The sequence below is a fragment of the Haloarcula sp. DT43 genome, from assembly GCF_037078405.1.
In the GTDB taxonomy this organism is placed as follows: domain Archaea; phylum Halobacteriota; class Halobacteria; order Halobacteriales; family Haloarculaceae; genus Haloarcula; species Haloarcula brevis.
On sequence record NZ_JAYMGZ010000004.1, the window covers coordinates 312,376 to 335,876 of the forward strand.

Here is a 23,501-nt window from a genome sequence, read left to right on the forward strand (position 1 = left end):
CGGAGGTTACACCGGGGTCGGAATATAGCTGTGGGGAACTCCCAGCGTCCGGGAATCTAGACGATTCATTACCGCGGATTCGGTGTGGCGGTGTTTTTGGTCGGGACTGTCGTAGGCTTCGCCGATGACCGAGACTGAACTCCTGTCGCCGTTCGACGACGCGGTTATCCGCGGCGTCGCGGGGACAAACGGCGTCGACGAGGAACTGCTGCGGTCCGCGCTCGCGGACCACCAGCGAACGATGCGTGAGAACCCGGGAGTCGAGGACCTCGTCTACGAGTGGCGAAAGCGGTTCGACGAGGCGGTGTTGCACCGCACGCCCGAGACGTTCTTCGTGGCCGTCAGGGAGACCGTCTGGGAGGAGTACGGCGCACATCTCGGTCTCGACGACTACCTGCTCGCCGCGGTCGTCGCGGTCCACCAGGAGCAGGTCCTCCGCGAACCGGCCGTCGACAGCGACGCCATCGACGCCGACGCCGTCGCGCTCGTCGCTTCCCGTCCCGGGTCGCAGTAGCACCGCCCTTTTATATCAAGTGTCGATAGTCCGGTCACGGCAGGGGTTGTCATTAGCGGACAAGATTTCCGTTCAGCGAAGTGCGCATTCCATCCGGGAACATAATTTTTTGGCACCCGAAAAGATATTTTCATAAAACAATCTTTAAGTGGCTTCCCATTGTACGATAGGACGACTATGGCAACCCAAGAGCACGTCCGACGCGAGTTCGGCGAGGTCGAAGAGAACGAGCTCCGCCTCGACAAGGAGAAGTCCGAGCAGGTAATCAACGCCCTGAACCAGGACCTGGCGGACACGTACACGCTGTACCATCAGGTCAAGAAGCACCACTGGAACGTCGAGGGCGCGGAGTTCCGCGACCTCCACCTGTTTCTGGGCGACGCCGCCGGCCACGCCGAAGCGGCGGCAGACGAACTCGCCGAGCGCGCACAGGCTCTGGGCGGCACACCCATCGCCGGCGGGAAGGCACAGGAAGAGCACGCCTCGGTGGAGCCCGAGGGACAGGACGTGTACGACATCCGAACGTCGCTCGAAAACGACCTCGAGATGTACGGCGACGTCATCGAGTCGCTCCGGGACCACATCGAGCTCGCGGAGAACCTCGGCGACCACGCCACGGCCCAGATACTCCGTGAAATCATCGTCCAGACCGAGGAAGACGCTCACCACATCGAGCACTACCTCGAAGACGACACGCTCGTCCAGGACTGAGCCCGACCGGCGGTTTTCTCCCTATTTTCGCCTCCGGTAGCGACCGCTACCGGGTCCGAGCTTCGAGAACTGCAGGAAAGAGAGGGCGGATAGCGGGCGAGCGGGCTACCGTCGGAGGTCGACGGTCACGTCGGTCGAAATCCAGCCGTCACGGTTGCCGTCTTCGGTGAACACGGTCCTGTCGGCACCGCTGTCCAGTGCTGCTACGTCCGGGCGGTCCTCGGAGGCCTCGACGTCGTCCGTCTGTGTTGGCATTACTCGACTTAGGCACCCCTAAAGCTAAAAGGGTTTTGGTTGGCCTAATCGTCTGTCGCCGCCGGCACCCCGAGGTGAGGACCGGACACGGCGCGGCCTTTAGTACCCGAGGCGACAAGAGGCGTGTATGAGCGCAGACGACGACCTCACCGCCCTGGTCACGGACCTCGTCACGACGCTACAGGAGCTAGAGACGGAGGTCGAGCCAACGACGGACAGCGGTCTGCCGCGCCCGCCGACGCCGGGTGAGCTCTTGCGGTTCACCAGCGACGTGACCATCCCCGCGGTCATCCTCGTCCTGAAGACCAACATCGAGGCGCTGAAGCTCCTCCGGCGCGCCCTCCGGATGGCCGAGGGGCGACCGACCTCGACCGGGGCCGCCTCGAACGAGGTCCGACAGCGCGCGAGCGACTTGAGCCGGGCCACCCTCTCTCGCCTCGACGGCGCGCTGACGGACCTCCAGCGTGCCGTCGAGGGGACGCCCGAAGACGAGGAGGCCCGCGAACTCATTCAGGAAGCCCAGCAGTTACGCAGCCAGATACAGGAGCGACTGGCCGACGAGACCGGGGAGGGAGCCGACGCCGACCCCGACGGAGCGACCGACGTGCCGGTGGACGTAGACGCCGAGCTACAGTCGATAAAGGACGATATCGACGGCCGCGACGGTGACGACGCGGCCACCGAAAACGGGGACGGAGACGATTCGGCCTGACGGACGTAACCGGCCACTGCGTAGTATAACACAAAAAACATTATGATTTATTATTGCATACGACTAGGGTCAGACACCGATGTCCAGCTCTACCGCACCGGGCGGTCGGCGGGCGACCCTGTTCGTCCGGACTGACCTCCCAGCACTGTCACGGAAACGCTGTATCGCTATCGAAGGCGAGCTCCGGGAGCTGGCGTGTCGCGGCGTTCTCGACGACGTCGAGACGGTCGAGTGGGAGAAACGCGTCCCGCTGCAGGGCTCCGGCGACGGGCCCGAGCGGACCCTGTACAACGAGTTCGCGGAGTGGGCCAACGAGGCCGGGGTCTGTCTCGCGCCCTTCTTCGACACCCGCGAGAAGCGGCAGGAACTCGTCATGCCGGCCGTCTGCCTCGCGGTCTACGAGGACGGCGACCTCGCACAGGTCGCCCCCTTCGCCGACGCGGGCCGGACCGAATCCGTCGAGGAGTGTCTCGCGAAACTCGCCGAGACGGGCTCTCTCCCGGACGCTGCCTCGACGACCGTCTCGACCGTGTGACACGCCCCGCCGCGAGGCTGGACCCGTCAGCACTCTTGCCGCGACACAAACCCTGAAGTTCTGTTCGTAAGATAACACGTCTATATGACATATCAGGTGACACGTCGTGACGTACTCGGGACGGGCGCGGCCGTTCTGGGCAGCCTCGCAGTCGGCTCGACGACCGCAAGCGCCGCGCTACAGACCGACGGGACCACCGTCACGTTCCTGCACGACACCCACGTCCACGGGCGGTTCGCCAACGCCGGCGCGGCGGACCTCAGCGTCTCCCGGTACTTCGGGCTGATGAACGACATCGACGAGGACACGGACGCCACGCTCCGGGTGGGCAACGGCGACGACCTCGCGTCGTCGGTCCTGTCCGCGGTGTTCGACGGGCGACACGTCGTCTCGACGTTCAACGCCGGCGGCCTGGACTTTGACACCTACGGCAACCACGACTTCGACATGGGGCCCGAGGTCCTCCGCGAGCGAGTGGGGGACAGCCTCTTCACCTGGGTCAGCGCGAACGTCCGCGAGGACGGGGCCGTCTTCGCCGCCGACCAGGGCGCACAGCAGTACGTCCTCACGGACGTCGGGGACGTGACGCTTGGTATCACCGGCCTGATTACGCCGGAAGCCCCCGAAATCACCTCAATCGGGGAGAACACGGACGTCCTTGACCCCGCCTCGGCACTGCAGGAGGTGACAGAGCAGATGCAGTCCGACGGTGCCGACGCGACCATCGTGCTCTCCCACCTCGCGGGCGAAACCGCACGGAGCGTCGCCGAGGAGGTCGACGGCGTCGACGCCATCATCGGGGACCACGCCGCGACGGTGCTGGAAGAGCCAGCCGTGGTAAACGACACCGTCCTCTCCTTTGTCGGCGACGAGTACGAGTACCTCGGTGAGTTGGCGCTCGGTATCGGCGACGACGGCGTCACGGACCACGAGTTCGCGCTGCACGACGTCGGGGCGTCCTCGGCCGGGACGGACCCCTTCGTCAGTCTCGTTCAGGACCACTACGAGACGCAACTGGAGCGGCAACTGGACGTGGTCATCGGGGAAACTACCCAGCCGCTTGACACCCGGCAGTCGGTCGTCCGGGCGCGGGAGTCGAACGTGGGGAACTTCGTCGCCGACACCATCCGCGCCGACGTCTCCGCCGACACCGCGCTGATGAACGGCGGCGGCATCCGGACGGACACGCTGTATTTCGAGGACGCGAGTGAGGACGACCCCGCGGACATCTCGCGGCGCGTGGTCGTCGACATCCTCCCGTTCCCGAACAACGTGGTCGAACTGGAAATCACGGGCGAGACGCTGCTCGCGGCGCTGGAGAACGGCGTCAGCCGCATCGAGGAAGGAGCCGGACGGTTCCCGCAGGTCAGTGGTATCACCTACACCTACGACCCCGCCGCGGAGTCGGGCGACCGAATCGTCGAGGCCACGGCAGGCGGCGAGCCAATCGACCCGACGGCGACGTACACGCTGGCGACGAACGACTTCGTCTCCGGCGGCGGCGACGGGTACAGCATGCTCGGTGACGCCACCGTCCTCGTCTCCTCGAACGAGGGGGCGCTCCTCTCGGACCTCGTCATCAACACTATCGAAGAAGCGGGGACGATTTCGCCGGAAACCGAAGGGCGCATCACCAGACAGGGCGAGGGCAGCTAATCAGACGGGGTCCCAGCGGTAGCCGTCCCAGTCCTGGCTCTCGGGCACCTTGATGCCCACATCGGGGTCCCGCAGTTCCTCGACGTAGACCGGTTCGACCGTGTCACCCGTCTCGACTTCGTCCGTGGTCACTTGCCCGAGCGCGCGGACGAACGCGTCGCTCGCATCGTCGACGTCCGTGATGTCGAACTCGACGATGGCGAGCGTGTTGGGCTCGCGGACGCCCGGCGGCGTCGCCGTCGAGTGGGTCCAGGTGACGACCTCGGCGGTCCGGTCCGAGAGGTCGAACGTCTCTTCCTGCGGTTCGCCACACTCCGGACACAGCGGATGGGTGGGGTACGAGACGTGGCCGTTCGAGCACATGCCTGCTTCCAGCGTCATTCTGCGGCCTCCATGATGGTGGTGATGACACAGTTGCCGAAGCCGCCGACGTTACACGCCAGCGCGGTGTCGGCCGCGACCTGCCGCGGCCCGGCCTCGCCGACGAGCTGTTCGTAGATTTCCACACCCTGGGCGACGCCGCTGGCCCCCAGCGGGTGACCCTTCGATTTGAGGCCGCCGGAGGTGTTGATTGGCAGGTCGCCGTCCTTGGCGGTCGCGCCGTCCATCGCCAGTTCCCAGGCCGTGCCCTGGTCGGCGACGCCGATACCCTCCAGTTGGAGGAACTCCAGAATCGTGAACATGTCGTGGAGTTCGGCCACGTCGAGGTCATCGGGACCGAGGCCGGCCATCTCGTAAGCCTGCTCGCTCGACTCGACGACCCCGCCCATGACCGTCGGGTCGTCGCGCTCGTGGACGACGTGGGTGTCGGTCGCTCCGCCGATACCGGAGACGACGGCGTACTCGTCGGCTATCTCCGCGGCCCGCTCCTCCGTCGTGAACATGAGCGCGGCGCTGCCGTCCGTAATCGGACAGAAGTCGTACAGCCGCAGCGGGTCCGCGATGATGGGCGACTCCAGGGCCGTCTCCATCGTAATCTCCTTCTGGAACTGCGCGTTCGGGTTGTCCACGCCGTTCCGGTGGTTCTTGACCGCGACCCGGGCGAGCGACTCCCGCGGGGCGTCGAACCGCTCCAGGTAGTGCCGGGCGGTCATCCCGGCGAAGGAGGGCAGCGTGACGCCGTGTTTGTACTCGTCGGGGTGGGTAATCGAGGCGATGATGTCGGTCGCCTGACCCGTGGTCTTGTGAGTCATCTTCTCCGCGCCGACCAGCAGCGTCATCTCGCTGACTCCGCTGGCGACCGACTGCCAGGCCTCGTAGATGCCGGCCCCGCCGGAAGAGGAGGTCTGGTCGACCCGTTCGCTGTAGGCCGGGAGCACCCCCAGGTCGTGCGCCAGCAGGTTCATGATGCCCGTCTGGCCCTCGAACTCGCCGCTGGACATGTTCGAGACGTACAGGTGCTCTACGTCGTCGGGTGTGACGCCGGCGTCCGTGAGACACTCCCGGCCGGCCTCCGAGAGCAACTCGCGTATCCAGGCGTCGCGCTGCCCGAATTTCGTCATTGACGCGCCGATTACTGCGACTCCCATACCTGTGCCGTCACAGGGGTGGCGTGTATGTATTACGGTCCGACCTATAGAACGAGCGGAATGTTCAGGGAGTCGTCGTGACGACCGACAACCCCGATGCCGGCTGGTCCCCGGCTAGCGAGACGAGCAACCGCCAGCCGTCCGCGGTCCGTTCGGCGTGGGCCATCTGCGGCGTGACGCTCGTCCGGCGCAGCAGTTCGACGACGAGGGGCAACACCGGACAGCGAAGGTCCGACAGCGTCGGGCGATAGTTTCGTAGCGTGATATGTTTCCGACACCGGCCCGGGCCACCGGCCGCGGGCTCCATCTCCGCCTCGTTGACCAGCCCCGCCGCTTCGAGGGCCGCGAGGGCGCCCCGAACCGGGTCCGGCCCGCTCGGCTTCCGCGGTAGCTGGCCGGCGGCTTCCCGGAGCGTGTCCGCCTGGGCGTCCGGTTCGAGGTGGGCCGCGAGCGCCTCGGCCATGCTCTCCAGCATCGCCAGACAGAGCCGTTCGCGGTTCTCGGTCTCCTCGGCCGCTTCGAGGTAGCTGTCGATGACCGCCTCCTCGACGGACCGGTGCCGGCCCGACAGCACCTCGAACAGTGCCCCGGCCACCGTGTGACAGTACTCCGGGAGCGACGGCGGGGCGGCGTCGACGGGGTCGGTCCCCCAGGGCGCTTCACAGACGATGAGCCCGTGGACGGTGACGCGGGGGTCGTACCGCCGGAGGGCGCTCCGGTAGGCGGTCGCCACGCTGGCGGCTTCGGCGGCCGTCTCGCGGTCGGGGAACTGCATGCCCGACACCGGGAACGGCGCTGCGCCCGTCCGGGCGCTCACGACCCGATACGGGCCGACGGCGACAGCGAGGTCCGAGAGCCTGTCACGGATGTCCGCGAGCGTTCGTCCGACCATCGTCTCTACAGGTCCCCGGCAACGATGTCGGCGACGCGCTGGCGGTCGAACAGTTCCCGGTCCACGTCGTACACCTGCGATGCGGCCCGTTCAGTCAGGACCAGGTTCGTTATCGGCCCCTGATACAGCGAGCCGCCGCGGTACACGTTTCCGTTCCGGACCGCCGTCAGTTCGCTCCCGGTCGGGTCCGCTTCGAGCGAGCGGACGACCGTCTCCTCGAACTCGGCCCGCGTCTTGTTCTCCTGGCCCCGCAGGAGGAGGTACTCGGGGTCGATGTCCAGTAGGGTCTCGAAGTCGACCTGGCTCCGGTCGGAGTGGAAGTCCCTGACGTCCGTCTCCGCGAAGGCGTCGCGCACGCCCAGGTCTCGCCACTGCTTGAAACTCGTCCCGTCCTCGATGAGGTACGGCGAGAAACTGGTGGGCTCGTCGCTGCCGGCCCAGGCGATGGCCACTTCCGGCCGCTGTGAGTCCGACTCCGGGACGACGTCCCCCAGCGTCGCCTGGAACTCCCCGTGGAGGGACTGGAACGCGTCGAACCGGTCGGTCCGCTGGAACGCCTGTGCCAGTTTCCCGAAGGCCTCGTACAGCGTGTAGTAGGTGTAATCGTGCCACTCGTAGCCGGTCGAGAAGATGCTGTTCCCGAAGAAAGGTGCGACCCGGGTCTCGATTTCCTCGACGTCGGACCGGTCCCAGGACCCGCGGCTCCGGAGGAAGTTCGGGTCCATGACGTGGATGTCGGCGTCCATCTCGTAGAACTGCTCCTTGCCGACGCCGCTGTCGCCCCACAACTGCCGAATCGAGCTCCCGTCGACGCTGACGCCCGGAATCCCGTCGTAGTACTGGGTGTGATACCGGGACGGTAACCAGACGCCCTCGGGCGGTTCGAGACCGAGCGCGATACCCATGTCCGCACAGCTCCCGTTGTTGGCGACCCAGACATCGGGCACGGACTCGAAAGTGGCCTCCCCGACCGGCTCCATCGAGACGGCGTACCCCGATTCCGTCGACGTCTCGGTCACGACGTCCGTCGACTCGGTGCTGGACTGGCCCGAACAGCCGGCGACGGCCCCCGCCAGCCCGACGCCGGTCGCAACGATGTACTCTCGTCGGCCCATATATTTTTAGGTTCGCCTAATACATTTAAGCGTTCCCATATTTAGGTGCGCCAAAAACGCCGAAACCGCCGGCCCGTGACGCGGCCTCCGTCACTGGGAATCCACACAAGATATATCCGTGTGTGCTAACCACACACAGAATATGCAGGAGGCTTGGCTCCAACTGCAATGTCCGGGCTGTTCAGTTAGCTGGGAAGAACGCGTGTCCGACCTCCCGGCCCCGGAGACGCAGTTCGCCTGCGACGACTGTGGGACCGAACGGTCACTGTCGGAGTTCATGCGGACCGCCCGTGACCTCGAAGTACTGCAGGAGTTTACCGAAGCCTAGTACCGCGCTCGCGCCGCCGCCTTCCACTCCTCGCCGCGCTCGACCTCGTTCGGGCGGCGGCGCTTGCCGAAACTCGCCAGCCGGCCGGCCAGCGTCCACTCGTCGACGTACTCGACCGCGTCGCGCTGCTGAGTCGCCACGGCGGCCCGCTGGCGCTCGGTCAGGTGAGTGCCGACCGCGGCGGTGATAGCGGCCGCCTCGGCCTGGGAAGCGTCGGCTGGAATCGACAGCGAAGGGCCCTCGCTGTGCTGTGTGGGCTCGTGTGCCCCCATGTTACAGCGGGATGTTGCCGTGGTCTTTCGGCGGGGTGTCCTCGCGCTTGCGCTCCAGGAGTTCCAGGTCCTGGATGAGGCGCTTGCGCGTGTCCTTCGGTTCGATGACGTCGTCGAGGTAGCCACGTTTCGCCGGCCCGTACGGGTTGGCGAACTCGTCGCGGAACTCGTCCATCAGTTCCTGGCGCTTCGCGTCCGGGTCGTCGGCCTCCGCTATCTCGGTCCGGTAGAGGATGTTGACCGCCCCGCGGGGACCGAGCACCGCCATCTCAGACCCGGGCCAGGCGTAGTTCACGTCGCTGCCCAGGAACTTCGAGGACATGACGATGTACGCGCCGCCGTAGGCCTTCCGGACGACGACCGACAGCAGCGGCACCGTCGCCTCGGCGTAGGCGTAGATTAACTTCGCGCCCCGCCGGATGATGCCGTTGTGCTCCTGGTCGGTGCCGGGCATGAACCCGGGCACGTCGACGAGCGTGAGGATGGGGATGTTGAACGAATCGCAAAAGCGCACGAACCGGGCGGCCTTCTCCGCCGCGTCGATGTCGAGCGTCCCCGCGCTCACGCGTGGCTGGTTGGCGACGACGCCGACCGACCGGCCGTCCAGCCGCGAGAAGCCGATGACGACGTTGCGCGCCCAGTTGCCGTGGACCTCGAAGAAGGACTCCTCGTCGACGATGCTGTCGACGACCTTCGTCATGTCGTAGGGCTTGCGCGGGGCGGACGGGACGATGTCGGTCACGCCGGGAATCTCCCGGTCGGGGTCGTCCCACGGCTTGACCCGCGGCGGGTCCTCCATGTTGTTCGCCGGGAGGTACGACAGGAGACGGCGGATGTTCTCCAGGGCCTCCTCCTCGGAGGGGTACGAGAAGTGGGCCACGCCGGACTTCGTGGAGTGTGAGCCCGCACCGCCCAGTTCCTCCTTGGACACCTGCTCGCCGGTGACCGTCTCGATGACGTCCGGCCCGGTGATGAACATGTGGCTGGTGTCCTGGACCATGAACGTGAAGTCGGTCAGGGCCGGACTGTAGGTGGCCCCTCCGGCACACGGCCCCATAATCGCGGAAATCTGTGGAATGAGGCCGCTGGCCTTGGTGTTGCGCTCGAAAATCTTGGCAAAGCCCACCAGGGAGTCGACTCCCTCCTGGATGCGTGCGCCGCCGGAGTCGTTCAGGCCGATGACGGGCACGCCGTTCTCGATGGCCCGGTCCATCACCTTGCAGATTTTGTCGGCGACCACCTCGCCCACGGAGCCCCCGAGCACGGTGAAGTCGTGGGCGAACAGGAACACCTTCCGCCCGTCGACCTCGCCGTAGCCGGTGACTACCGCGTCGCCGGCGAAGCGCTTCTCCTCCATCCCGAAGTTCGTCGACCGGTGCTCGACGAACGGGTCGACCTCGTTGAACGTCCCGTCGTCGACGAGGAAGTCGATGCGCTCGCGGGCGGTCATCTTGCCCTTCTCGTGTTGGGACTCGATGCGGGCCTCGCCGCCGCCGAGTTCGGCCTCGGCTCGTTTCTCTCGCAACTCCTCGACTGCGTCCTCGGGCGTCTCGTCGGCTGGTTCTTCCTGTTGACTCATGTTACCACTCCATCCCGCCGTTGACACCAAGTACCTGCCCTGTCATGTAACTCGACTCCTCGCTCGCCACGAACCTGACGATGCCGGCGATGTCCTCGACGCGCGCGAACCGGTCGAGAGGGATTTCCCGCAGAATCTTCTCCTGGACGCGCTCGGGCACCTCCTCCAGCATGTCGGTCTTGACGAACCCGGGCGCGACGCAGTTCGCGGTCGACCCCGTGTGTGCCAGTTCCAGCGCGAGCGTCCGCGTGAACCCGAACAGCCCCGACTTCGTCGTCGCGTAGTTGGCCTGCCCGATGTTGCCCTGCTGGCCGACGACGCTGGAGATGTTTATCAGCCGGCCGTGGTCCGCCTCGCAGATGTCGTCGTAGAACGCCTTCGTCCCGTTGAACACGCCGCCAAGGTTCACGTCGATGACCGTCTCCCAGTCCTCCCGGGTCATGTTCTCGAACTTCTTGTCGATGGTGATGCCGGCGTTGTTGACGAGCACGTCGGCGGGGCCGAACTCGTCGACCACCTTCTCACGCATCGCCCGGACCTCGTCGAGTTTCGCCACGTCGGCCTGTGCCGCGATGGCGGTGCCGCCGCTCTCGCGGATGTCCTCGACGACGGCGCGGGCTTCCGCCTCCGAGGAGCGGTAGTTGACGACGACGTTGGCCCCGTGAGCACCGAGGTCTCTGGCGATTCCGCGGCCGATACCGCGCGAGGACCCGGTGACGACACAGGTCTGATTGTCCAGGTTCATCTGTGGTTCCGGGTAGCCCTGTCGCTTCCTACGCTCATAACCTACTCTGGCAAAGCACAGCCAAATAACAGTTCTCCTAATACTGCATTAAACGCGGGATCTAAAATATAATGACGCTCCGATTCCGAGCGGTATGACAATCAGAAAACGAATTCACGTGGGAAACAACGAGAGAACGGCAAATATTTTAGGATGGCCTAAAGAGGTGGGGACAACACATGACAGCCGACATCTGCGTGATGGTCCCGACGATTCGAAACCACGAGTGTATGCGGTCGTACTTCCAGAACGCCCGCGACCACGGGTTCGACCTGGACCGGCTGTTCGTGGTGCTCATCACCGAGGACTTCTGTGACACCGACGCGATGGAGGCGATGCTGGAGGAGGAGGGCGTCGACGGGACCGTCTACGACGGGACCGCCCGCGAGGCGTGGTTCGAGACCCACGGCGCGGGCGAGTACGCACACCTCATCCCCGAGGCGAGCCACGCCCAGACCTCGTTTGGCCTGCTCTACATGTGGGCCAACGACTACGAGTACGGGGTGTTCATCGACGACGATACGCTGCCTCACGAGGACGCGGACTTCTTCGGCACGCACATGGAGAACCTCGCCTACGAGGGCGAAATCGAGGCGGTCAGCTCCGACGAGCAGTGGGTCAACGTCCTCTACCAGAACGAGGACGGCCACGGGCTGTACCCGCGCGGCTATCCCTACGCCGCGATGGACGAGACGGTCGAGACCGAGACGACCGGGGTCGACGACGTGGTCGCTTCACAGGGCCTCTGGACCAACGTGCCGGACCTCGACGCCGTCCGCATCCTCATGGACGGGGACCTCCAGGGGCAGGCCCAGACCCGCACCGCCGCCGAGGACTTCGGCGAGGACTTCGTCGCGGCCGAGGGCCAGTACCTCACCGTCTGCTCGATGAACCTCGCGTTCCGCCGGGAGGTCGTCCCCGCGTTCTACCAGCTCCCGATGGACGACAACGAGTGGGACGTGGGCCGCTTCGACGACATCTGGTCCGGCGTCTTCCTCAAGCGGGCCTGTGACGTGCTGGGCAAGCAGATATACAACGGCGACCCGCTGTGTGAACACAACAAAGCGCCCCGCTCGACGTTCTCGGACCTCACCAACGAGGTCCACGGGCTCGAACTCAACGAACACGTCTGGGAAATCGTCGACGAGGCCGGCGCGGACGCCGACTCCTACGCCGAAGTGTTCGAGGACATCGCCGTGGCGATGGCCGAAGGGGACTTCAGCGACTGGGAAAACGGTGCCTTCCTTAACTACTGTGGGGAGTTCATGCTCGACTGGCTGGACTGCCTCGACGAACTGGAAGACGCCGCGACCCAGCGGGCATCCGCAACCGCGGACGACTAGAAAGGCCTAAGTTGTTTAGGCAACCCTAAATCAAACAATGAGCGATTCTACCGACACGGCTGGACGCAACGTAACGCAGTCACGGCGGCGCTTCCTCGCTCTCGGCGGCACAACTGCCGCGACAGCGCTCGCGGGCTGCTCCGGTATTCTCAGCGGCGGCGACGGCGGTGACGGTGGGACCGGCGCGGGTGCCGGCCAGATTTCTCTGTCCGACTTCCGCGGCTCCGGCCCGCTGGTAGCACAGCGTGACGCCCCCGGCGGCACCTCAATCGAGGACCTGCCGGACCTCAGCGGCGAACTGACGCTGTATCTCGGCGGCGGTGAGGGTGGCCTCTACCTCGACCTCATCAATCTGTTCGAACAGCTGTACCCGGACTTCACGGCGAACCACCGGCTCGAAGCCTCCAGCGACCTCGCAAACACCATCATCGAGGAAAACGAGGCCGGCGCGAGCCCCGCCGACGTGTTCATGTCCATCGACGCCGGTTCCCTCGGTGCGGTGGCAAACGCCGGCGCGACCGCGAGCCTCCCCGAGGAGGCGCTGTCGACAGTCCCCGAGGCCTACCAGGACAGCGAGGGGCGCTGGGTCGGCATCGCCGGGCGCGCCCGCGCGATTCCGTACAACACGAACCAGATATCCGAGTCCGACATCCCGTCGACGGTCCGGGAGTTCCCCGAGGCGGCCGCCCTCGAGGACAGCATGGGCTGGGCCCCGAGCTACGGCGCGTTCCAGTCGTTCGTCACTGCGATGCGGCTCATCCGCGGCGACGACGAGACGCGGGCCTGGCTCCAGGCGATGCAGGACCACGGCATCACGACCTACGACGACGAGTTCCGCGTCTCCAACGCCTGCGCCGACGGGGAACTGACCGCCGGCTTCGCCAACCACTACTACACGCTCCGGGTCCAGTCCGCCCGCGAGAGCGCGCCCATCGGCCTCGCGTTCACCGAGGGCGACGCCGGGGCGCTGGTCAACGTCTCGGGGCTGGAAATCATCGACGGGACCGACAGCGCCGACCTCGCGTCGAACTTCGTCCGGCACGTCCTCTCGGCGGAGGCCCAGGAGTTCTTCGCCACCCGGACGTTCGCCTACCCGATGATTCCGGGCGTCGCACCGGTCGGTGACCTGCCCCGCATCGACGACCTGAACCCGCCGGACATCAACCTGACCGAACTGGCCGACGTGGCCGGCACCGTCGACTTACTTCGGGACGCCGGCGTCCTCTAACATGGGCACGAAAGACCGGTACGAGCGGCTCCGGGAGCAGGCGACGACCTCGGAACGAGACTCGTCTCCGAACACGCTGCTCGCAGTGGTCTCACTGGCGATTTCGCTGCTGTTGCTGTCGCCGCTGGTGTGGGTGTTCATCCGGGCGGGCGAAATCGAGTTCGCGCGCGCGCTGGAACTGCTGACCAGCGACACGACCGTTTCGGTGACGCTGAACACGCTGGCGCTCGTGACCGGCGTCACCGTCGCCTCGATTGTCATCGGCGTCCCGCTGGCGATTCTCACCGTCCAGACAGACCTGCCGTTCAGGCGGTTCTGGACGATTACGTCCGCGCTGCCGCTGGTCGTCCCGAGCTACATCGGGGCCTTCGCGTTCGTCTCGGCGTTCGGGCCCCGCGGGGTCCTCGCGGACCTGCTCTCGCCGCTCGGTGTCGAGCAAATCCCGACGATTTACGGCCTCCACGGCGCGATACTCGTGTTGACGCTGTTTACGTACCCCTACGTGTTCCTGACCACGCGCGCGTCGCTGCTGTCGTTCGACGGGACCGTCGTCGAGGCCGCCCGGACGCTGAACCACACCCGCTGGGAGGCGTTCCGCCGCGTCACGCTGCCACAGATTGCGCCGGGCATCGCCGCCGGCGCGTTGCTGGTGGCGCTGTACGCCCTCTCGGACTTCGGGACACCGGCGATTATGCAGTACGACGTGTTCACGCGGATGATATACAACGAGTTCGGCGCTCGCCGGCTGGACTACGCCTCCGTGCTCTCGATGCTGTTGCTCGTGATGGCGCTTGGCATCCTCGCCGTCGAGTCCCGTCTCAGCGCCGGGCGGGACGGGGCCTACGTCAGCAGCGGCTCCCGCCGGCCCGGGCGCATCCGACTGGGCTACTGGAAGGGGCCGGCGCTGCTGTTTTGCGGCGCTATCGCGTCGCTGTGTCTGGTGCTTCCCGTCGGCATCCTGCTCCAGTGGCTCCTCCGTTCCGGCACGGGTTACAGCGGCGGCGGCTTCAGCTTCGAGGCGGCTTACGCCTGGAACTCGGTCGGCCTCGCGGCCGCCGCGGCCGCCATCTGCGTCGTGGCGGCGCTCCCGATAGCGTACCTCTCCGCCCGGGGCAGTTCCGGCCTCTCGTCGCTCCCCGAGCGGGCGACGTACGTCGGCTACGCCGTCCCCGGGGTCGTCCTCGGCCTGGCGCTCGTGTACCTGGGGCTCCGGTACGTCCCGTTCCTGTACCAGAGCGTCATCCTGCTGGTGTTCGCCTACGTGGTCCGGTTCCTGCCCCAGGCCGTCGGGACGACCGAGTCGTCGATTCTCCAGGTCGACCCGCAGTACATCGAGGCGGCGCGGTCGCTTGGCTATCACCCCCTCTCGGCGTTCCGGAAGGTCGTCCTGCCGCTGGTCGCACCGGGCATCGCCGCCGGGGCCGCGCTGGTGTTCTTGACCACCATGAAGGAATTGCCGGCAACGCTGATGTTACGCCCGACGGGCTTCGAAACCTTCGTCACGTACATCTGGCTCGTCCAGGGTGCCGGCTACTACGGACAGGCGGCGGTCCCAGCTCTCGTGCTCGTCGGCCTCTCCGGACTCTCGATGCTGGTCATTCTTCGACGGGAGGACACAAGCTAATGTCTCGACAAACACGCACACAGCAAACGTCTGACTTCGACGACGTGGACGCGGCGGTAGCGAACCCGGACCGAACGGTCCTGGAACTGGACGACGTCTCCAAGGACTACGGACACGAGGTCGCCGTCGAGAACCTCTCGCTCGACGTGAAAGACGGGGAGCTGCTGACGCTGCTCGGGCCCTCGGGGTGTGGGAAGACGACGACGCTGCGGATGATTGCCGGGCTGGAGCGCCCCTCCGACGGCCAGATAGCCATCGCCGACGAGGTCATCGCCGACGGGTCCTCGTTCCGGAAACCCGAGGAGCGCAACGTCGGCATCGTCTTCCAGGACTACGCCCTGTTTCCCCACCTCACCGTCGCCGAGAACATCGCCTTCGGGCTGACCGAGATGGACGACGAGGCCGTCGCCGAGCGGGTCGACGAACTGCTCGAACTGGTCGACCTTGCGTCCCACCACGACAAGATGCCGAGCCAGCTGTCGGGCGGCCAGCAACAGCGCGTCGCGCTGGCCCGCTCGCTGGCCCCGGAGCCGGACGTCCTCCTGCTCGACGAGCCGTTCTCGAACCTGGACGTGCGCCTGCGCGTCGAGATGCGCGAGGAGGTCCGCAAGATTCTGAAGCGGGCCGGCGTCACCGCCATCTCCGTGACCCACGACCAGGAGGAGGCCCTCTCGATTAGCGACCGCGTCGCCATCATGAACGACGGGACCGTCGCCCAGGTCGGCGACCCCGCCGAGGTGTTCGAGAACCCCGAGAGCCGCTTCGTGGCGAGCTTCCTCGGGCAGGCGAGCTTCCTCTCGGCCCGGGTGACCAACGACGTCATCGAGACCGGACTGGGGTCGTTCGACGTGGACCTGCTGAACGGCCCGGTCGAAGCGTACAACGGCGCGATGGTCGACGTGCTGGTCCGCCCCGACGACCTGCAGGCGCTGCCGACGAACGAGTCCAAGGCCGACGGCTACGTCGTCCACCGCCAGTACAACGGCCCCTCGTTCGTCTACCGGGTCGAACTCCACAGCGGCGACGTCGTCCACTGCATGCACAACCACGTCGAGACGTTCGAGCCGGGCCAGCCGGTCGAAATCGACCTGGTCGCGGACCACGACCTGGCCTGGTATCCGACGGAATGAGCCGACTGCGCCGGCCGGGGGTCCAGGCGGGGCTGGTGGCACTGCTGGGCGGGGTCGTCGTCTTCGCCCTCGCTCACGTCGTCTTTCCACACCACACGACCAACCACGACGAGGGCGTCTACCTCCAGCAGGCGGCGATGTTGCTGGAAGGCCAGCTGTTCATGTACCCGCCGGTCGAGGAGTCGTTCCGGCCGTGGTTCTTCGTGGCCGACGGCGGCCGTCTGTATCCGAAGTACGCCCCGGTCCCGGCGGCGATGTTCGCCCTCGGGAAACTGCTCGGCGGCTACCGCGTCGCCCTGGGACTCACCGGGACCGGCGTGCTGGCGCTGACGTACCACACCGTCCGCGAGGCCTTCGACGCCCGGACGGGCGTGGTGGCGACCTTCCTCATGCTCGGGTCGCCGCTGTTCCTCGTCGAGGCCTCGGTGTTTCTCTCGTACGTGCCGGCGACGCTCTGGAACCTCGGGTTCGCCGCAGCGTATCTCCACGCCGACCGGACCGGGAGCCGGACAACGGCGGCGGGTGCCGGGCTCGCAATCGGCGTCGCCTTCTTCGCGCGGCCGTACACGGCGGTGCTGTTCGCGGCACCGTTCATCCTCCACGCGCTGTGGTCGCTCCGCACGCGCGACCCAGCGCGGTTCAAGCGCCTGTCGCTGACCGCCGCCGGCGGGCTCGCCGGCGTCGCCGCGACGCTCGCGTACAACCGCCTCGTCACCGGGTCGGCCCTGCTGTTCCCCTACGAGGTGTTCGCCCCGCAGGACGGACCGGGCTTTGGCCACCGGGAGATTCTGGGCTACTCCCGGGAGTTCACGCCGGCGATGTCGCTGGACGCCAACGCCGAACTCCTCTGGAAGCTCCTCACCCAGTGGGTCGTCGCCGGCCCGCTGGGGACGCTGGCCGCCGCCGTCGGACTTGGGACCGTCGCGCGCCGCGGGATGGACGACCGCCAGGCGGCCCTGGCCGGCGTGCTCCTGACGGTCCCGCTGGGCAACGGCTACTTCTGGGGCACCGTGAACATGCTCGGCGACCTGTCGGACCCGACCGACGGGCTGGTCGCCTTCCTGGGGCCGTTCTACCACCTCGACATGCTCGTCCCGCTGAGTGCCTTCGGTGCCATCGGCGTCATCGCGGTCGCCCGGCGGGCGCGACGGCTGGTCACCGACCGGGTCAGCGCCGACCGGGTCCGTCCGGCCCTGGTCGCGGTGGCGCTGTGTGGCGCGGCAGTTGGTAGCGGTGCAGTCGTCACGGCGGCGGCCGAGCCGGTCTCGGACAACTACGAGGTGACCCAGCAGCTCGAACAGGCCTACGAGCCCTTCGAGGAGCGCGACCTCGACGGAGGTCTCGTCTTGCTCCCGACGCCGTACGGCGACTGGCTCAACCACCCGTTCCAGTCGGTCCGCAACGACCCCGGCTTCGACGGCGACACCGTCTACGCGATGCAACACCGCCAGTTCGAGGTCGTCGACGCCTACCCCGACCGGACGTACTACCGCTACGTGTTCCGGGGGGAGTGGGTCCCGTACCTGGGCTTGCCCGTCGAGCCGCGGCTCCAGCCGGTGTCGGTCGCCGAGGGCCAGACGGTTCGGACGGACGTGTCGGCGTCGGTCCCCGATCAGGCCGCGCTGGTCTCGATACGGCTCACCAGCGCGGGCGAGAACGACTACGCGACCGTCACCGGGTCCGACCGGCTGGACCTGCGGCTCTCGACGGACCGGAACCGGACGCGGCTCACCGGCGACGGCGTCGACGACCGGGTGAGCGTGCCGACCCCGGACGACGGGATGGTGACGCTGATTATGTTCGTCGACTACGGCACCGGCGCAGGGTTCGAGTACCGCGCGGCGCTCCCGGTCGACCAGACGAGCGGGGGCGTCCGGACGCTGACGCCGCGGCTCGAAGTCTGCCGGGACCAGCGCCGCTGCGGCGGCGAGGCGGCGTACGTCCCGGGCACGCACCGCGACGGAATCGGACTGAACGCAACCACGACAACCGAACGCGCCTGACCATGCCGGACTACGAACTCACTAGACGCGACGCACTGAAAGCGCTCGGCGCGGCGGGCGTCACCGTCGGCGGCGCGGCCGCGCTCACCTGGGACCGGTCCGGGGACGACACCGCCGAGCGAAGCGAGGACGGCACCGAATCGACGTTCGGCGACCACGAGCGCGAGACGTACCTGGCCGTCGCCGACATCGTCTACCCGAGCGAGGTGGCCGGCGTCGAGGAGTTCGTCGACAGCTACCTCGCCGGGCGCACCGAGGCCGACCCCGAGCGGGCCGCCGACATGGCGGCCGTCGTCGCCGACCTGGACACGTACACCCGGGAGTGGGAAGATACCGCTTTCGTCGCGCTCGACGCGCCGACGCAGGAAGAGACGCTGCGGGGGATGGGCGTCCACGCCAGTGACCCGGACCCACACGGCGACCCGAGACACCGCGTGCGCTACTACCTCGTGAACGACCTCCTGTTCGCGCTGTACAGTTCACCCACCGGCGGCGAACTCGTCGGCATCGAGAACCCGCAGGGCTACCCCGGCGGAACGGGTAGCTACCGGCAGCCGCCGGGCGGGCGGTAGGCGCTACCGGAACCGCTCTTCGAGCGCGACCCGGACGATGGATTTGGCGATGGCCGCTCCGCCCGAGAACGGGTCGAGCTTCGTCTCGCCTTTCCGCTCGTCGTACTCGATGGGACGCTCGCGGACGTCGTAACCGCGCATCAGCGGCCGCATGAGCAGTTCGGCCGAGAGGCCGGTGTTTTCGGTCCAGACGATCTTGTGGAGCAGCTCACGGCGATACGCGCGCATCCCCGTGGTCGTGTCGTGGACGCGCTCGCCCATGAGCGCGCTCGCAAGCAGCGCGAACAGTTCGTTGCCCAGTTTGTTCAACCCCGGCATCTGGTCGGCCCCGTAGTAGAGGCGGTCACCGCTGACGACGTCGGCCCCGTCGTTGATTTCTTCGAGGAAGTCGGGGAGCCGCTCCATCGGATAGGTGTCGTCACAGTCCGTCGTGACGACGACCGGCCGGTCCGGCGTCAGCACGGCCTCCCGGACCGCTACGCCGTACCCCTGTGGCTCCTGTTCGACGACCGTGGCACCGTGGTCGCGTGCGATATCCGGCGTCCGGTCGCTGGACCCGTCGACGCAGACGACCTCGGCACGGCCGTCGGTCACCGCGTCGATGTCGTCCAGCACGGTCCCGATAGCGTCCTCCTCGTTGTACGTCCCCATGACGACTGCGAGGTCGTCGAAGGTGTAGCCGCTCGCTTCGTCAGCCCGTGAGCCCTGAATAGCCATTGCTCATCGGTCAGTACCCACGGTTCTTCAATGTTTAGGTTTGCCAAAATCAGAGGTCGGCGAGATACGTCTCCAGCGGGACCGCGTCGTCCCAGAGCCGCGCGAACAGGTCCCGCGCCCACGAGATAGCGCCGTCCGTCTCGGAGACGACCTTCGCGGACGGCCAGGACCCGTCCAGTTCCGGCAGCGTCAGTATCATCCAGTCGTCGGCGACGGCGAGCGCGTACGGGACCGGCGTGACGCGGACGGCGGTCGCTTCGTACCGGTTCGTATCGACCGAGCCGGCCTCCGAGTCGAGCAGTTCGTCGATGACGGTACAGCTCACCACCAGCCTCGAATCGGCGTTGTCGGGCATCGCTGCCTCGTACTCGGGGTGGTAGACGGGCGAGACGACGTCACAGTGGGAGGCGCTCTCGACGCGGGACACGACTTCGCGGACCGGTCGGTTGATGTCCGTCTGCGTGCCCCGAACGACCGTGTACCCCTCGAGTTCGGCGAGGCGGCACCGGAACGACCGTGGGAGCACCGCCGTGTCGTGGTGCTCCCAGTACTGGGGGTCGCTGGCGAGGTGGTCCTCCAGGCGTCGCTGGCGGTGAATCGTATCGGCGACGAGTCGTCCGGTGCCGGTGAGCCGCCAGCCGTCGTCCGTCGAGGTGACCAGGCCACGCCCCTCGAGGTTCGATAGCGCGTCGTAGATGGCGGACTCGCTCGCGTCGACCGCCGACAGCAGTTCGCTCGTTGACTCGGCGCCAGGACACAGCGAACCGACGATGTCGGTCCGGACGGACGAGGTTCGGACGTACTGGATGGCCGATTCTACGCCCATGGTGTCCCCATGCACCACATCTCATAGCTGACGCACATATCAGTTTCCATCTGTAATGGAATCCTCCTCCGGACCCGAGCTATTCTCCCGAGCGCGGGATATTATTCCAGCCAATGTGTCCATCTTTTTTATCGCTGCCGTCGGATAGACAGTTGCTGTCCACGTATGACCGCGTCCCCGCTGAACACAACGGAACGCGTCAGTCATGTAGAACTGCTGCGTTCGGATCTGGCGATGTCGTGCCTCTGACATAATTCGCCGGCCCGACGGGTCGTGCACTCACCGTGGGTTGCCCGCCCGCGGTGGGCATCGTCTTCGCTGTCGGTTCGCCCGGACGCGACTCACCACTCAACCGACGTGAGACGCGGCGGCTCCGGTCAGTTCTCCGGCGGCGCGTCCGTCCCGATACGTATCTCGTAGGCTTCGATGTCCTCGAACGCGGCCACCTGTCCGCCGACTTCGACCGCCCCCTCGGCGGTCTGGACGACCAGCGTCGCCACCTCGCGGTTGGAACTGAACGACGCCTGGTCGACCTTCCCCTCGACAACCCGGTGGTCCCCCGTCTCCACGTCCCGGCCTTCGATGGTCGCGTAGAACTCACCGTCCAGCGACATCAGGTCCGAGACACACCGCCGAATCGTCCCGTAGCGGCGCGGGAACGGGAGCCCCTCGCCGTCGCTGGCAATCGTCTCGGCGGTCGTCCACAGCACCGTGTTGAGGAACCCGGACACCAGGAACCCGAGCTCCGAGCGGTTGAAGATGACGCCGTAGCGGTCCGTGTCACCGCGGACGCTCTCCCGGGTCGCGTACATCGAGTAGTTCCCGTCGGCGACGGCGACGACCGGCGTCGTGATACCGCGCCGGGCCTTCACCGTGGTCGCGATGGACTCGTAGTCGAACCGCTCCGGGTCGGGGGCGTCCACGCCCGGCGAGATGAGTATCTCGATGGCGATGCCTGACTGCTTCCGGGCCGCGAGCCTGTCCTCGAACCGCTCCAGCAGGGCCGGTGTCAACGACAGCGTGAGTTCGTACTCGGCCGCCTCGATGATGTCTTCGAGGTAGCGAAGTATCGTCGGTCGGGACTTGACGAGCGAGACGGCCTCGGGCTCCCGGGCGGGGGCCGTGTAGCGCGAGGACAGGTCCTCGACGAGGTCGTCGAGCGAGTCCTGAATCCCCTCGAAGGCCTCCCGCGGGTCGATGGCGAGGACCTTCATCGGGCGGGACTCCTTGAGCTCGACCAGCCCGACGTCGCTGAGGCTCCGGACCGTATCGTACACCCGGGGCTGTGGAATGTCCGTGTTCTCCGATATCTCCGACGCTGTCATCTCACCGTGTTGAAGCACGGCCAGGTAGGCGGAAATCTCGTACTCGCCGAGATTGAACCGCGCGATTACCTGCTCGAGCGATGCTTCCAAGTCGTCACTAGACATATTGGGGGGTTTGCGAGTCGAGTACTAAGAACTTCGGCACTCTAGTCATGAAACGATTTCAGGACCTTTGACACTGTCTTCATGTGACTATACGTCCTTGTTTCGCGTTCCGTCGGCCGGGGCGACCGCCGCGAAAGACGGCTCGTGGCCGTCGCGTTACTGGTAGGCGCTGGCCATCTGCGAGACGACGCTCGACGGCTCGCTGCCGGAGTTCAGCGACGAGATGGCGGACTCGAGCGACGACAGGATAGACGGCGGGGCTGCCAGGCCGTGTGCGACGGACGGCGGCTGGGCCTCGCTGTTCTGGAAGTCCGCTATCTGGTCCTGCGAGAACGCGTTGAACGGCTCCGTGTCCACGTCGGTCCGTGGCGGAATCGACCCTTTCCGGGGGTTGAAAATCTCCTGTGCCTCCGCCGTGCCGACGAACTGGCACCACAGCGTGGTCGCTTCCGGCGACGGGTTGTTGACGGGGTACGGGAACGAGTCCATGTTCAGCGCGTAGTAGCCCTCGGTCCCCGGGAACGGGACGTGGTCCCACTCCTCGCCGTACGTGAGGTCGTTCGTGATGTACGTCCCGGCCGCCCAGTCACCCTGGTGGAGGAACGCCGCTTCGCCGTTGATGACCTGGTTGTTCGCCTCGGTCCAGGAAATCGAACCGGCGTCGCTCGGGATGTAGTCGAGGTAGGACTGCGTGGTCTCGACCGCCGACTCCAGCGCGTCGCTGTTGGCCTCGACCTCGCCGTCCTGGAAGATGGCGGTGTAGGTATCGGCGTCGGTCTCGCCGAGCAAGACCGTCGCGAACATCTGGAAGCTGGACCACGGCGACCCGGTCTGGTGTGCCATCCCGGTGTAGCCGGCCTCCTCGACCGTCTGCAGCGCCCCGACCACGTCGGAGGGGGTTTCGAGGGACGTCGGGTCGACACCGGCGTCCTCGACGACTTCGACGTTGTAGAAGAGGTTGTTGATACGGTGGATGTTGAGCGGGACCGTCACGTAGTTCCCGGCGGGCTGGGCCGCGTCCTTGACACCCTGGAGGTAGGCGTCCTCCATGTCGTTCTCGGACCACACGGAGTCGCCGATGTCCGCCAGTAGCTCCGCGTCGGTGAACGGAAGCAGGTTGTTGCCGGGCCAGGCCTGCCACGTGCTCGGGTGGTTGCCGTTCTGGACCCGCGTCCGGATGTTCGCCTGCAGGTTCTCGCCCGCGCCGCCGGCGATGAGGTTCTCGTCGAAGGGGACGTCCGGGTTTTGCTCCCGGAACGCGTCCATGACGGCCTGAATCGCTTCCAGCCCGTCGCCCTCACCCCACCAGTGGGCGACTTCCAGTGTGTTGTACTGGGAGCCGCTGTCAGTACTGCCGTCGCTGCCGTCGCTGCCGTCGCCGCTCCCGCCATCGCCGCCGTCGGAGCTGCCGCCGTCACTCCCACCGCAGCCAGCGAGCGAGGCCGCACCTGCTGCGCCGGCAATCCGAAGAGCGTTACGCCGCGTCAACCGTCTGTCCGAAGTGTCCTCAGTCATGGTTGCACCAATACCTCACAATTCCTTATCGAAGATTCCTACTTAATACTTCTGTATAACGAAAAGCGGCGTTTGACATTCGTCCCGACCCGGAAATATCGACTCTAACTGCCGAAATACCGGGTTTCTGAGTTTGAATAAATTAATCTAATTCGAGTAAATACCTTGTGAATTCATATCTGTTTTCTTATATTCCGGCCGTAAAGCGCTCCCTATATCGCCCTTATTCGG

Annotated in this window: 24 protein-coding genes; 12 read left to right on the plus strand and 12 right to left on the minus strand. The window is 66.4% G+C overall.

The window, feature by feature from the left end; genetic code table 11:
• Window positions 1-124: 124 nt before the first annotated feature.
• Both VI123_RS16310 and dpsA read left to right on the plus strand, forming a co-directional pair.
• On the plus strand, window positions 125-514 hold the full coding sequence (locus VI123_RS16310; protein WP_336339119.1) for a hypothetical protein: 390 nt from the start codon (window positions 125-127) through the stop codon (window positions 512-514).
• A gap of 177 nt (window positions 515-691) precedes the next feature.
• Window positions 692-1,225: a DNA starvation/stationary phase protection protein DpsA gene (dpsA, locus tag VI123_RS16315; RefSeq protein WP_336339120.1), complete on the plus strand. Its 534-nt coding sequence runs from the start codon at window positions 692-694 to the stop codon at window positions 1,223-1,225.
• Window positions 1,226-1,330: 105 nt separating this feature from the next.
• On the opposite strand, the gene VI123_RS16320 is transcribed toward dpsA, so the two are convergent.
• On the minus strand, window positions 1,331-1,480 hold the full coding sequence (locus tag VI123_RS16320) for a hypothetical protein (protein ID WP_336339121.1): 150 nt from the start codon (window positions 1,478-1,480) through the stop codon (window positions 1,331-1,333).
• A gap of 127 nt (window positions 1,481-1,607) precedes the next feature.
• Here VI123_RS16320 and VI123_RS16325 point away from each other — a divergent pair, with 127 nt between their 5' ends.
• The 3 genes from VI123_RS16325 to VI123_RS16335 all read left to right on the plus strand — a co-directional run bounded on the left by VI123_RS16325 (window position 1,608) and on the right by VI123_RS16335 (window position 4,383).
• Complete coding sequence (locus tag VI123_RS16325; protein WP_336339122.1) at window positions 1,608-2,192, plus strand: DUF7547 family protein; 585 nt, start codon at window positions 1,608-1,610, stop codon at window positions 2,190-2,192.
• A gap of 79 nt (window positions 2,193-2,271) precedes the next feature.
• Window positions 2,272-2,727, plus strand: coding sequence for an HTH domain-containing protein (locus VI123_RS16330; RefSeq protein WP_336339123.1), 456 nt, complete (start codon window positions 2,272-2,274; stop codon window positions 2,725-2,727).
• Window positions 2,728-2,811: 84 nt separating this feature from the next.
• Window positions 2,812-4,383: a bifunctional metallophosphatase/5'-nucleotidase gene (locus VI123_RS16335; RefSeq protein ID WP_336339124.1), complete on the plus strand. Its 1,572-nt coding sequence runs from the start codon at window positions 2,812-2,814 to the stop codon at window positions 4,381-4,383.
• Here the strand turns inward: VI123_RS16335 and VI123_RS16340 are convergent, their stop codons facing one another.
• The 4 genes from VI123_RS16340 to VI123_RS16355 all read right to left on the minus strand — a co-directional run bounded on the left by VI123_RS16340 (window position 4,384) and on the right by VI123_RS16355 (window position 7,919).
• Window positions 4,384-4,764 (minus strand): Zn-ribbon domain-containing OB-fold protein, encoded by a 381-nt coding sequence (locus VI123_RS16340; protein ID WP_336339125.1) that lies wholly within the window; start codon window positions 4,762-4,764, stop codon window positions 4,384-4,386.
• Window positions 4,761-5,912 carry a thiolase family protein gene (locus VI123_RS16345; protein ID WP_336339126.1) on the minus strand — a complete coding sequence of 384 codons (1,152 nt, stop codon included), beginning with the start codon at window positions 5,910-5,912 and terminating at the stop codon, window positions 4,761-4,763. Before VI123_RS16345 ends, VI123_RS16340 begins: the two co-directional genes overlap by 4 nt.
• A gap of 64 nt (window positions 5,913-5,976) precedes the next feature.
• The gene (locus VI123_RS16350) at window positions 5,977-6,804 is read right to left on the minus strand and encodes a DUF7551 domain-containing protein (protein ID WP_336339127.1); all 828 of its coding nucleotides are present in this window, start codon (window positions 6,802-6,804) and stop codon (window positions 5,977-5,979) included.
• Window positions 6,805-6,809: 5 nt separating this feature from the next.
• Window positions 6,810-7,919, minus strand: coding sequence for an ABC transporter substrate-binding protein (locus VI123_RS16355; protein WP_336339128.1), 1,110 nt, complete (start codon window positions 7,917-7,919; stop codon window positions 6,810-6,812).
• Between the two features lie 142 nt (window positions 7,920-8,061).
• Here VI123_RS16355 and VI123_RS16360 point away from each other — a divergent pair, with 142 nt between their 5' ends.
• Window positions 8,062-8,247, plus strand: a complete 186-nt coding sequence (locus VI123_RS16360) for a DUF7836 family putative zinc-binding protein (protein ID WP_336339129.1) — start codon at window positions 8,062-8,064, stop codon at window positions 8,245-8,247.
• Here VI123_RS16360 and VI123_RS16365 read toward each other — a convergent pair.
• From VI123_RS16365 to VI123_RS16375, 3 genes are read right to left on the minus strand one after another with little or no spacing between them, the layout of a single operon-like run.
• Window positions 8,244-8,519: a hypothetical protein gene (locus tag VI123_RS16365; protein WP_336339130.1), complete on the minus strand. Its 276-nt coding sequence runs from the start codon at window positions 8,517-8,519 to the stop codon at window positions 8,244-8,246. The two genes, VI123_RS16360 and VI123_RS16365, sit on opposite strands and share 4 nt — an antisense overlap.
• Before the next feature lies 1 nt (window position 8,520).
• Entirely contained in the window at window positions 8,521-10,098 is a 1,578-nt protein-coding gene (locus VI123_RS16370) for an acyl-CoA carboxylase subunit beta (RefSeq protein WP_336339131.1), read from the minus strand.
• A 1-nt stretch (window position 10,099) separates the two neighbouring features.
• On the minus strand, window positions 10,100-10,843 hold the full coding sequence (locus VI123_RS16375) for a beta-ketoacyl-ACP reductase (RefSeq protein WP_336339132.1): 744 nt from the start codon (window positions 10,841-10,843) through the stop codon (window positions 10,100-10,102).
• A 218-nt stretch (window positions 10,844-11,061) separates the two neighbouring features.
• Here VI123_RS16375 and VI123_RS16380 point away from each other — a divergent pair, with 218 nt between their 5' ends.
• From VI123_RS16380 to VI123_RS16405, 6 genes are read left to right on the plus strand one after another with little or no spacing between them, the layout of a single operon-like run.
• Window positions 11,062-12,225 (plus strand): alpha-1 4-glucan-protein synthase, encoded by a 1,164-nt coding sequence (locus VI123_RS16380; RefSeq protein WP_336339133.1) that lies wholly within the window; start codon window positions 11,062-11,064, stop codon window positions 12,223-12,225.
• A 37-nt stretch (window positions 12,226-12,262) separates the two neighbouring features.
• Entirely contained in the window at window positions 12,263-13,453 is a 1,191-nt protein-coding gene (locus VI123_RS16385) for an extracellular solute-binding protein (protein WP_336339134.1), read from the plus strand.
• A gap of 1 nt (window position 13,454) precedes the next feature.
• On the plus strand, window positions 13,455-15,077 hold the full coding sequence (locus VI123_RS16390; RefSeq protein WP_336339135.1) for an ABC transporter permease: 1,623 nt from the start codon (window positions 13,455-13,457) through the stop codon (window positions 15,075-15,077).
• Window positions 15,077-16,207, plus strand: a complete 1,131-nt coding sequence (locus VI123_RS16395) for an ABC transporter ATP-binding protein (RefSeq protein WP_336339136.1) — start codon at window positions 15,077-15,079, stop codon at window positions 16,205-16,207. The genes VI123_RS16390 and VI123_RS16395 overlap by 1 nt, the downstream gene beginning before the upstream one ends.
• The gene (locus VI123_RS16400) at window positions 16,204-18,210 is read left to right on the plus strand and encodes an ArnT family glycosyltransferase (RefSeq protein ID WP_336339137.1); all 2,007 of its coding nucleotides are present in this window, start codon (window positions 16,204-16,206) and stop codon (window positions 18,208-18,210) included. The genes VI123_RS16395 and VI123_RS16400 overlap by 4 nt, the downstream gene beginning before the upstream one ends.
• A 2-nt stretch (window positions 18,211-18,212) precedes the next feature.
• The gene (locus tag VI123_RS16405; protein ID WP_336339138.1) at window positions 18,213-18,782 is read left to right on the plus strand and encodes a gluconate 2-dehydrogenase subunit 3 family protein; all 570 of its coding nucleotides are present in this window, start codon (window positions 18,213-18,215) and stop codon (window positions 18,780-18,782) included.
• Window positions 18,783-18,785: 3 nt separating this feature from the next.
• Here the strand turns inward: VI123_RS16405 and VI123_RS16410 are convergent, their stop codons facing one another.
• The 4 genes from VI123_RS16410 to VI123_RS16425 all read right to left on the minus strand — a co-directional run bounded on the left by VI123_RS16410 (window position 18,786) and on the right by VI123_RS16425 (window position 23,270).
• Window positions 18,786-19,499 (minus strand): dolichyl-phosphate hexose transferase, encoded by a 714-nt coding sequence (locus VI123_RS16410; RefSeq protein ID WP_336339139.1) that lies wholly within the window; start codon window positions 19,497-19,499, stop codon window positions 18,786-18,788.
• Between the two features lie 49 nt (window positions 19,500-19,548).
• Window positions 19,549-20,325: a helix-turn-helix transcriptional regulator gene (locus VI123_RS16415; RefSeq protein ID WP_336339140.1), complete on the minus strand. Its 777-nt coding sequence runs from the start codon at window positions 20,323-20,325 to the stop codon at window positions 19,549-19,551.
• 377 nt (window positions 20,326-20,702) lie between these two features.
• Window positions 20,703-21,755 carry an HTH-type sugar sensing transcriptional regulator TrmB gene (trmB, locus tag VI123_RS16420; RefSeq protein WP_336339141.1) on the minus strand — a complete coding sequence of 351 codons (1,053 nt, stop codon included), beginning with the start codon at window positions 21,753-21,755 and terminating at the stop codon, window positions 20,703-20,705.
• A 156-nt stretch (window positions 21,756-21,911) separates the two neighbouring features.
• Window positions 21,912-23,270: an ABC transporter substrate-binding protein gene (locus tag VI123_RS16425; protein ID WP_336339142.1), complete on the minus strand. Its 1,359-nt coding sequence runs from the start codon at window positions 23,268-23,270 to the stop codon at window positions 21,912-21,914.
• Window positions 23,271-23,501 lie beyond the last annotated feature (231 nt).

Coding starts and splice junctions, on each gene's coding strand:
- VI123_RS16330 (WP_336339123.1), top strand. CDS start 2,272: ATGTCCAGCTCTACCGCACCGGGCGGTCGGCGGGCGACCCTGTTCGTC.
- VI123_RS16390 (WP_336339135.1), top strand. CDS start 13,455: ATGGGCACGAAAGACCGGTACGAGCGGCTCCGGGAGCAGGCGACGACC.
- VI123_RS16380 (WP_336339133.1), top strand. CDS start 11,062: ATGACAGCCGACATCTGCGTGATGGTCCCGACGATTCGAAACCACGAG.
- VI123_RS16395 (WP_336339136.1), top strand. CDS start 15,077: ATGTCTCGACAAACACGCACACAGCAAACGTCTGACTTCGACGACGTG.
- VI123_RS16345 (WP_336339126.1), bottom strand. CDS start 5,912: ATGGGAGTCGCAGTAATCGGCGCGTCAATGACGAAATTCGGGCAGCGC.
- VI123_RS16425 (WP_336339142.1), bottom strand. CDS start 23,270: ATGACTGAGGACACTTCGGACAGACGGTTGACGCGGCGTAACGCTCTT.
- VI123_RS16340 (WP_336339125.1), bottom strand. CDS start 4,764: ATGACGCTGGAAGCAGGCATGTGCTCGAACGGCCACGTCTCGTACCCC.
- VI123_RS16350 (WP_336339127.1), bottom strand. CDS start 6,804: ATGGTCGGACGAACGCTCGCGGACATCCGTGACAGGCTCTCGGACCTC.
- VI123_RS16355 (WP_336339128.1), bottom strand. CDS start 7,919: ATGGGCCGACGAGAGTACATCGTTGCGACCGGCGTCGGGCTGGCGGGG.
- VI123_RS16375 (WP_336339132.1), bottom strand. CDS start 10,843: ATGAACCTGGACAATCAGACCTGTGTCGTCACCGGGTCCTCGCGCGGT.
- VI123_RS16365 (WP_336339130.1), bottom strand. CDS start 8,519: ATGGGGGCACACGAGCCCACACAGCACAGCGAGGGCCCTTCGCTGTCG.
- VI123_RS16335 (WP_336339124.1), top strand. CDS start 2,812: ATGACATATCAGGTGACACGTCGTGACGTACTCGGGACGGGCGCGGCC.
- VI123_RS16410 (WP_336339139.1), bottom strand. CDS start 19,499: ATGGCTATTCAGGGCTCACGGGCTGACGAAGCGAGCGGCTACACCTTC.
- dpsA (WP_336339120.1), top strand. CDS start 692: ATGGCAACCCAAGAGCACGTCCGACGCGAGTTCGGCGAGGTCGAAGAG.
- VI123_RS16415 (WP_336339140.1), bottom strand. CDS start 20,325: ATGGGCGTAGAATCGGCCATCCAGTACGTCCGAACCTCGTCCGTCCGG.
- VI123_RS16360 (WP_336339129.1), top strand. CDS start 8,062: ATGCAGGAGGCTTGGCTCCAACTGCAATGTCCGGGCTGTTCAGTTAGC.
- VI123_RS16385 (WP_336339134.1), top strand. CDS start 12,263: ATGAGCGATTCTACCGACACGGCTGGACGCAACGTAACGCAGTCACGG.
- VI123_RS16405 (WP_336339138.1), top strand. CDS start 18,213: ATGCCGGACTACGAACTCACTAGACGCGACGCACTGAAAGCGCTCGGC.
- VI123_RS16325 (WP_336339122.1), top strand. CDS start 1,608: ATGAGCGCAGACGACGACCTCACCGCCCTGGTCACGGACCTCGTCACG.
- VI123_RS16370 (WP_336339131.1), bottom strand. CDS start 10,098: ATGAGTCAACAGGAAGAACCAGCCGACGAGACGCCCGAGGACGCAGTC.
- trmB (WP_336339141.1), bottom strand. CDS start 21,755: ATGTCTAGTGACGACTTGGAAGCATCGCTCGAGCAGGTAATCGCGCGG.
- VI123_RS16310 (WP_336339119.1), top strand. CDS start 125: ATGACCGAGACTGAACTCCTGTCGCCGTTCGACGACGCGGTTATCCGC.
- VI123_RS16400 (WP_336339137.1), top strand. CDS start 16,204: ATGAGCCGACTGCGCCGGCCGGGGGTCCAGGCGGGGCTGGTGGCACTG.
- VI123_RS16320 (WP_336339121.1), bottom strand. CDS start 1,480: ATGCCAACACAGACGGACGACGTCGAGGCCTCCGAGGACCGCCCGGAC.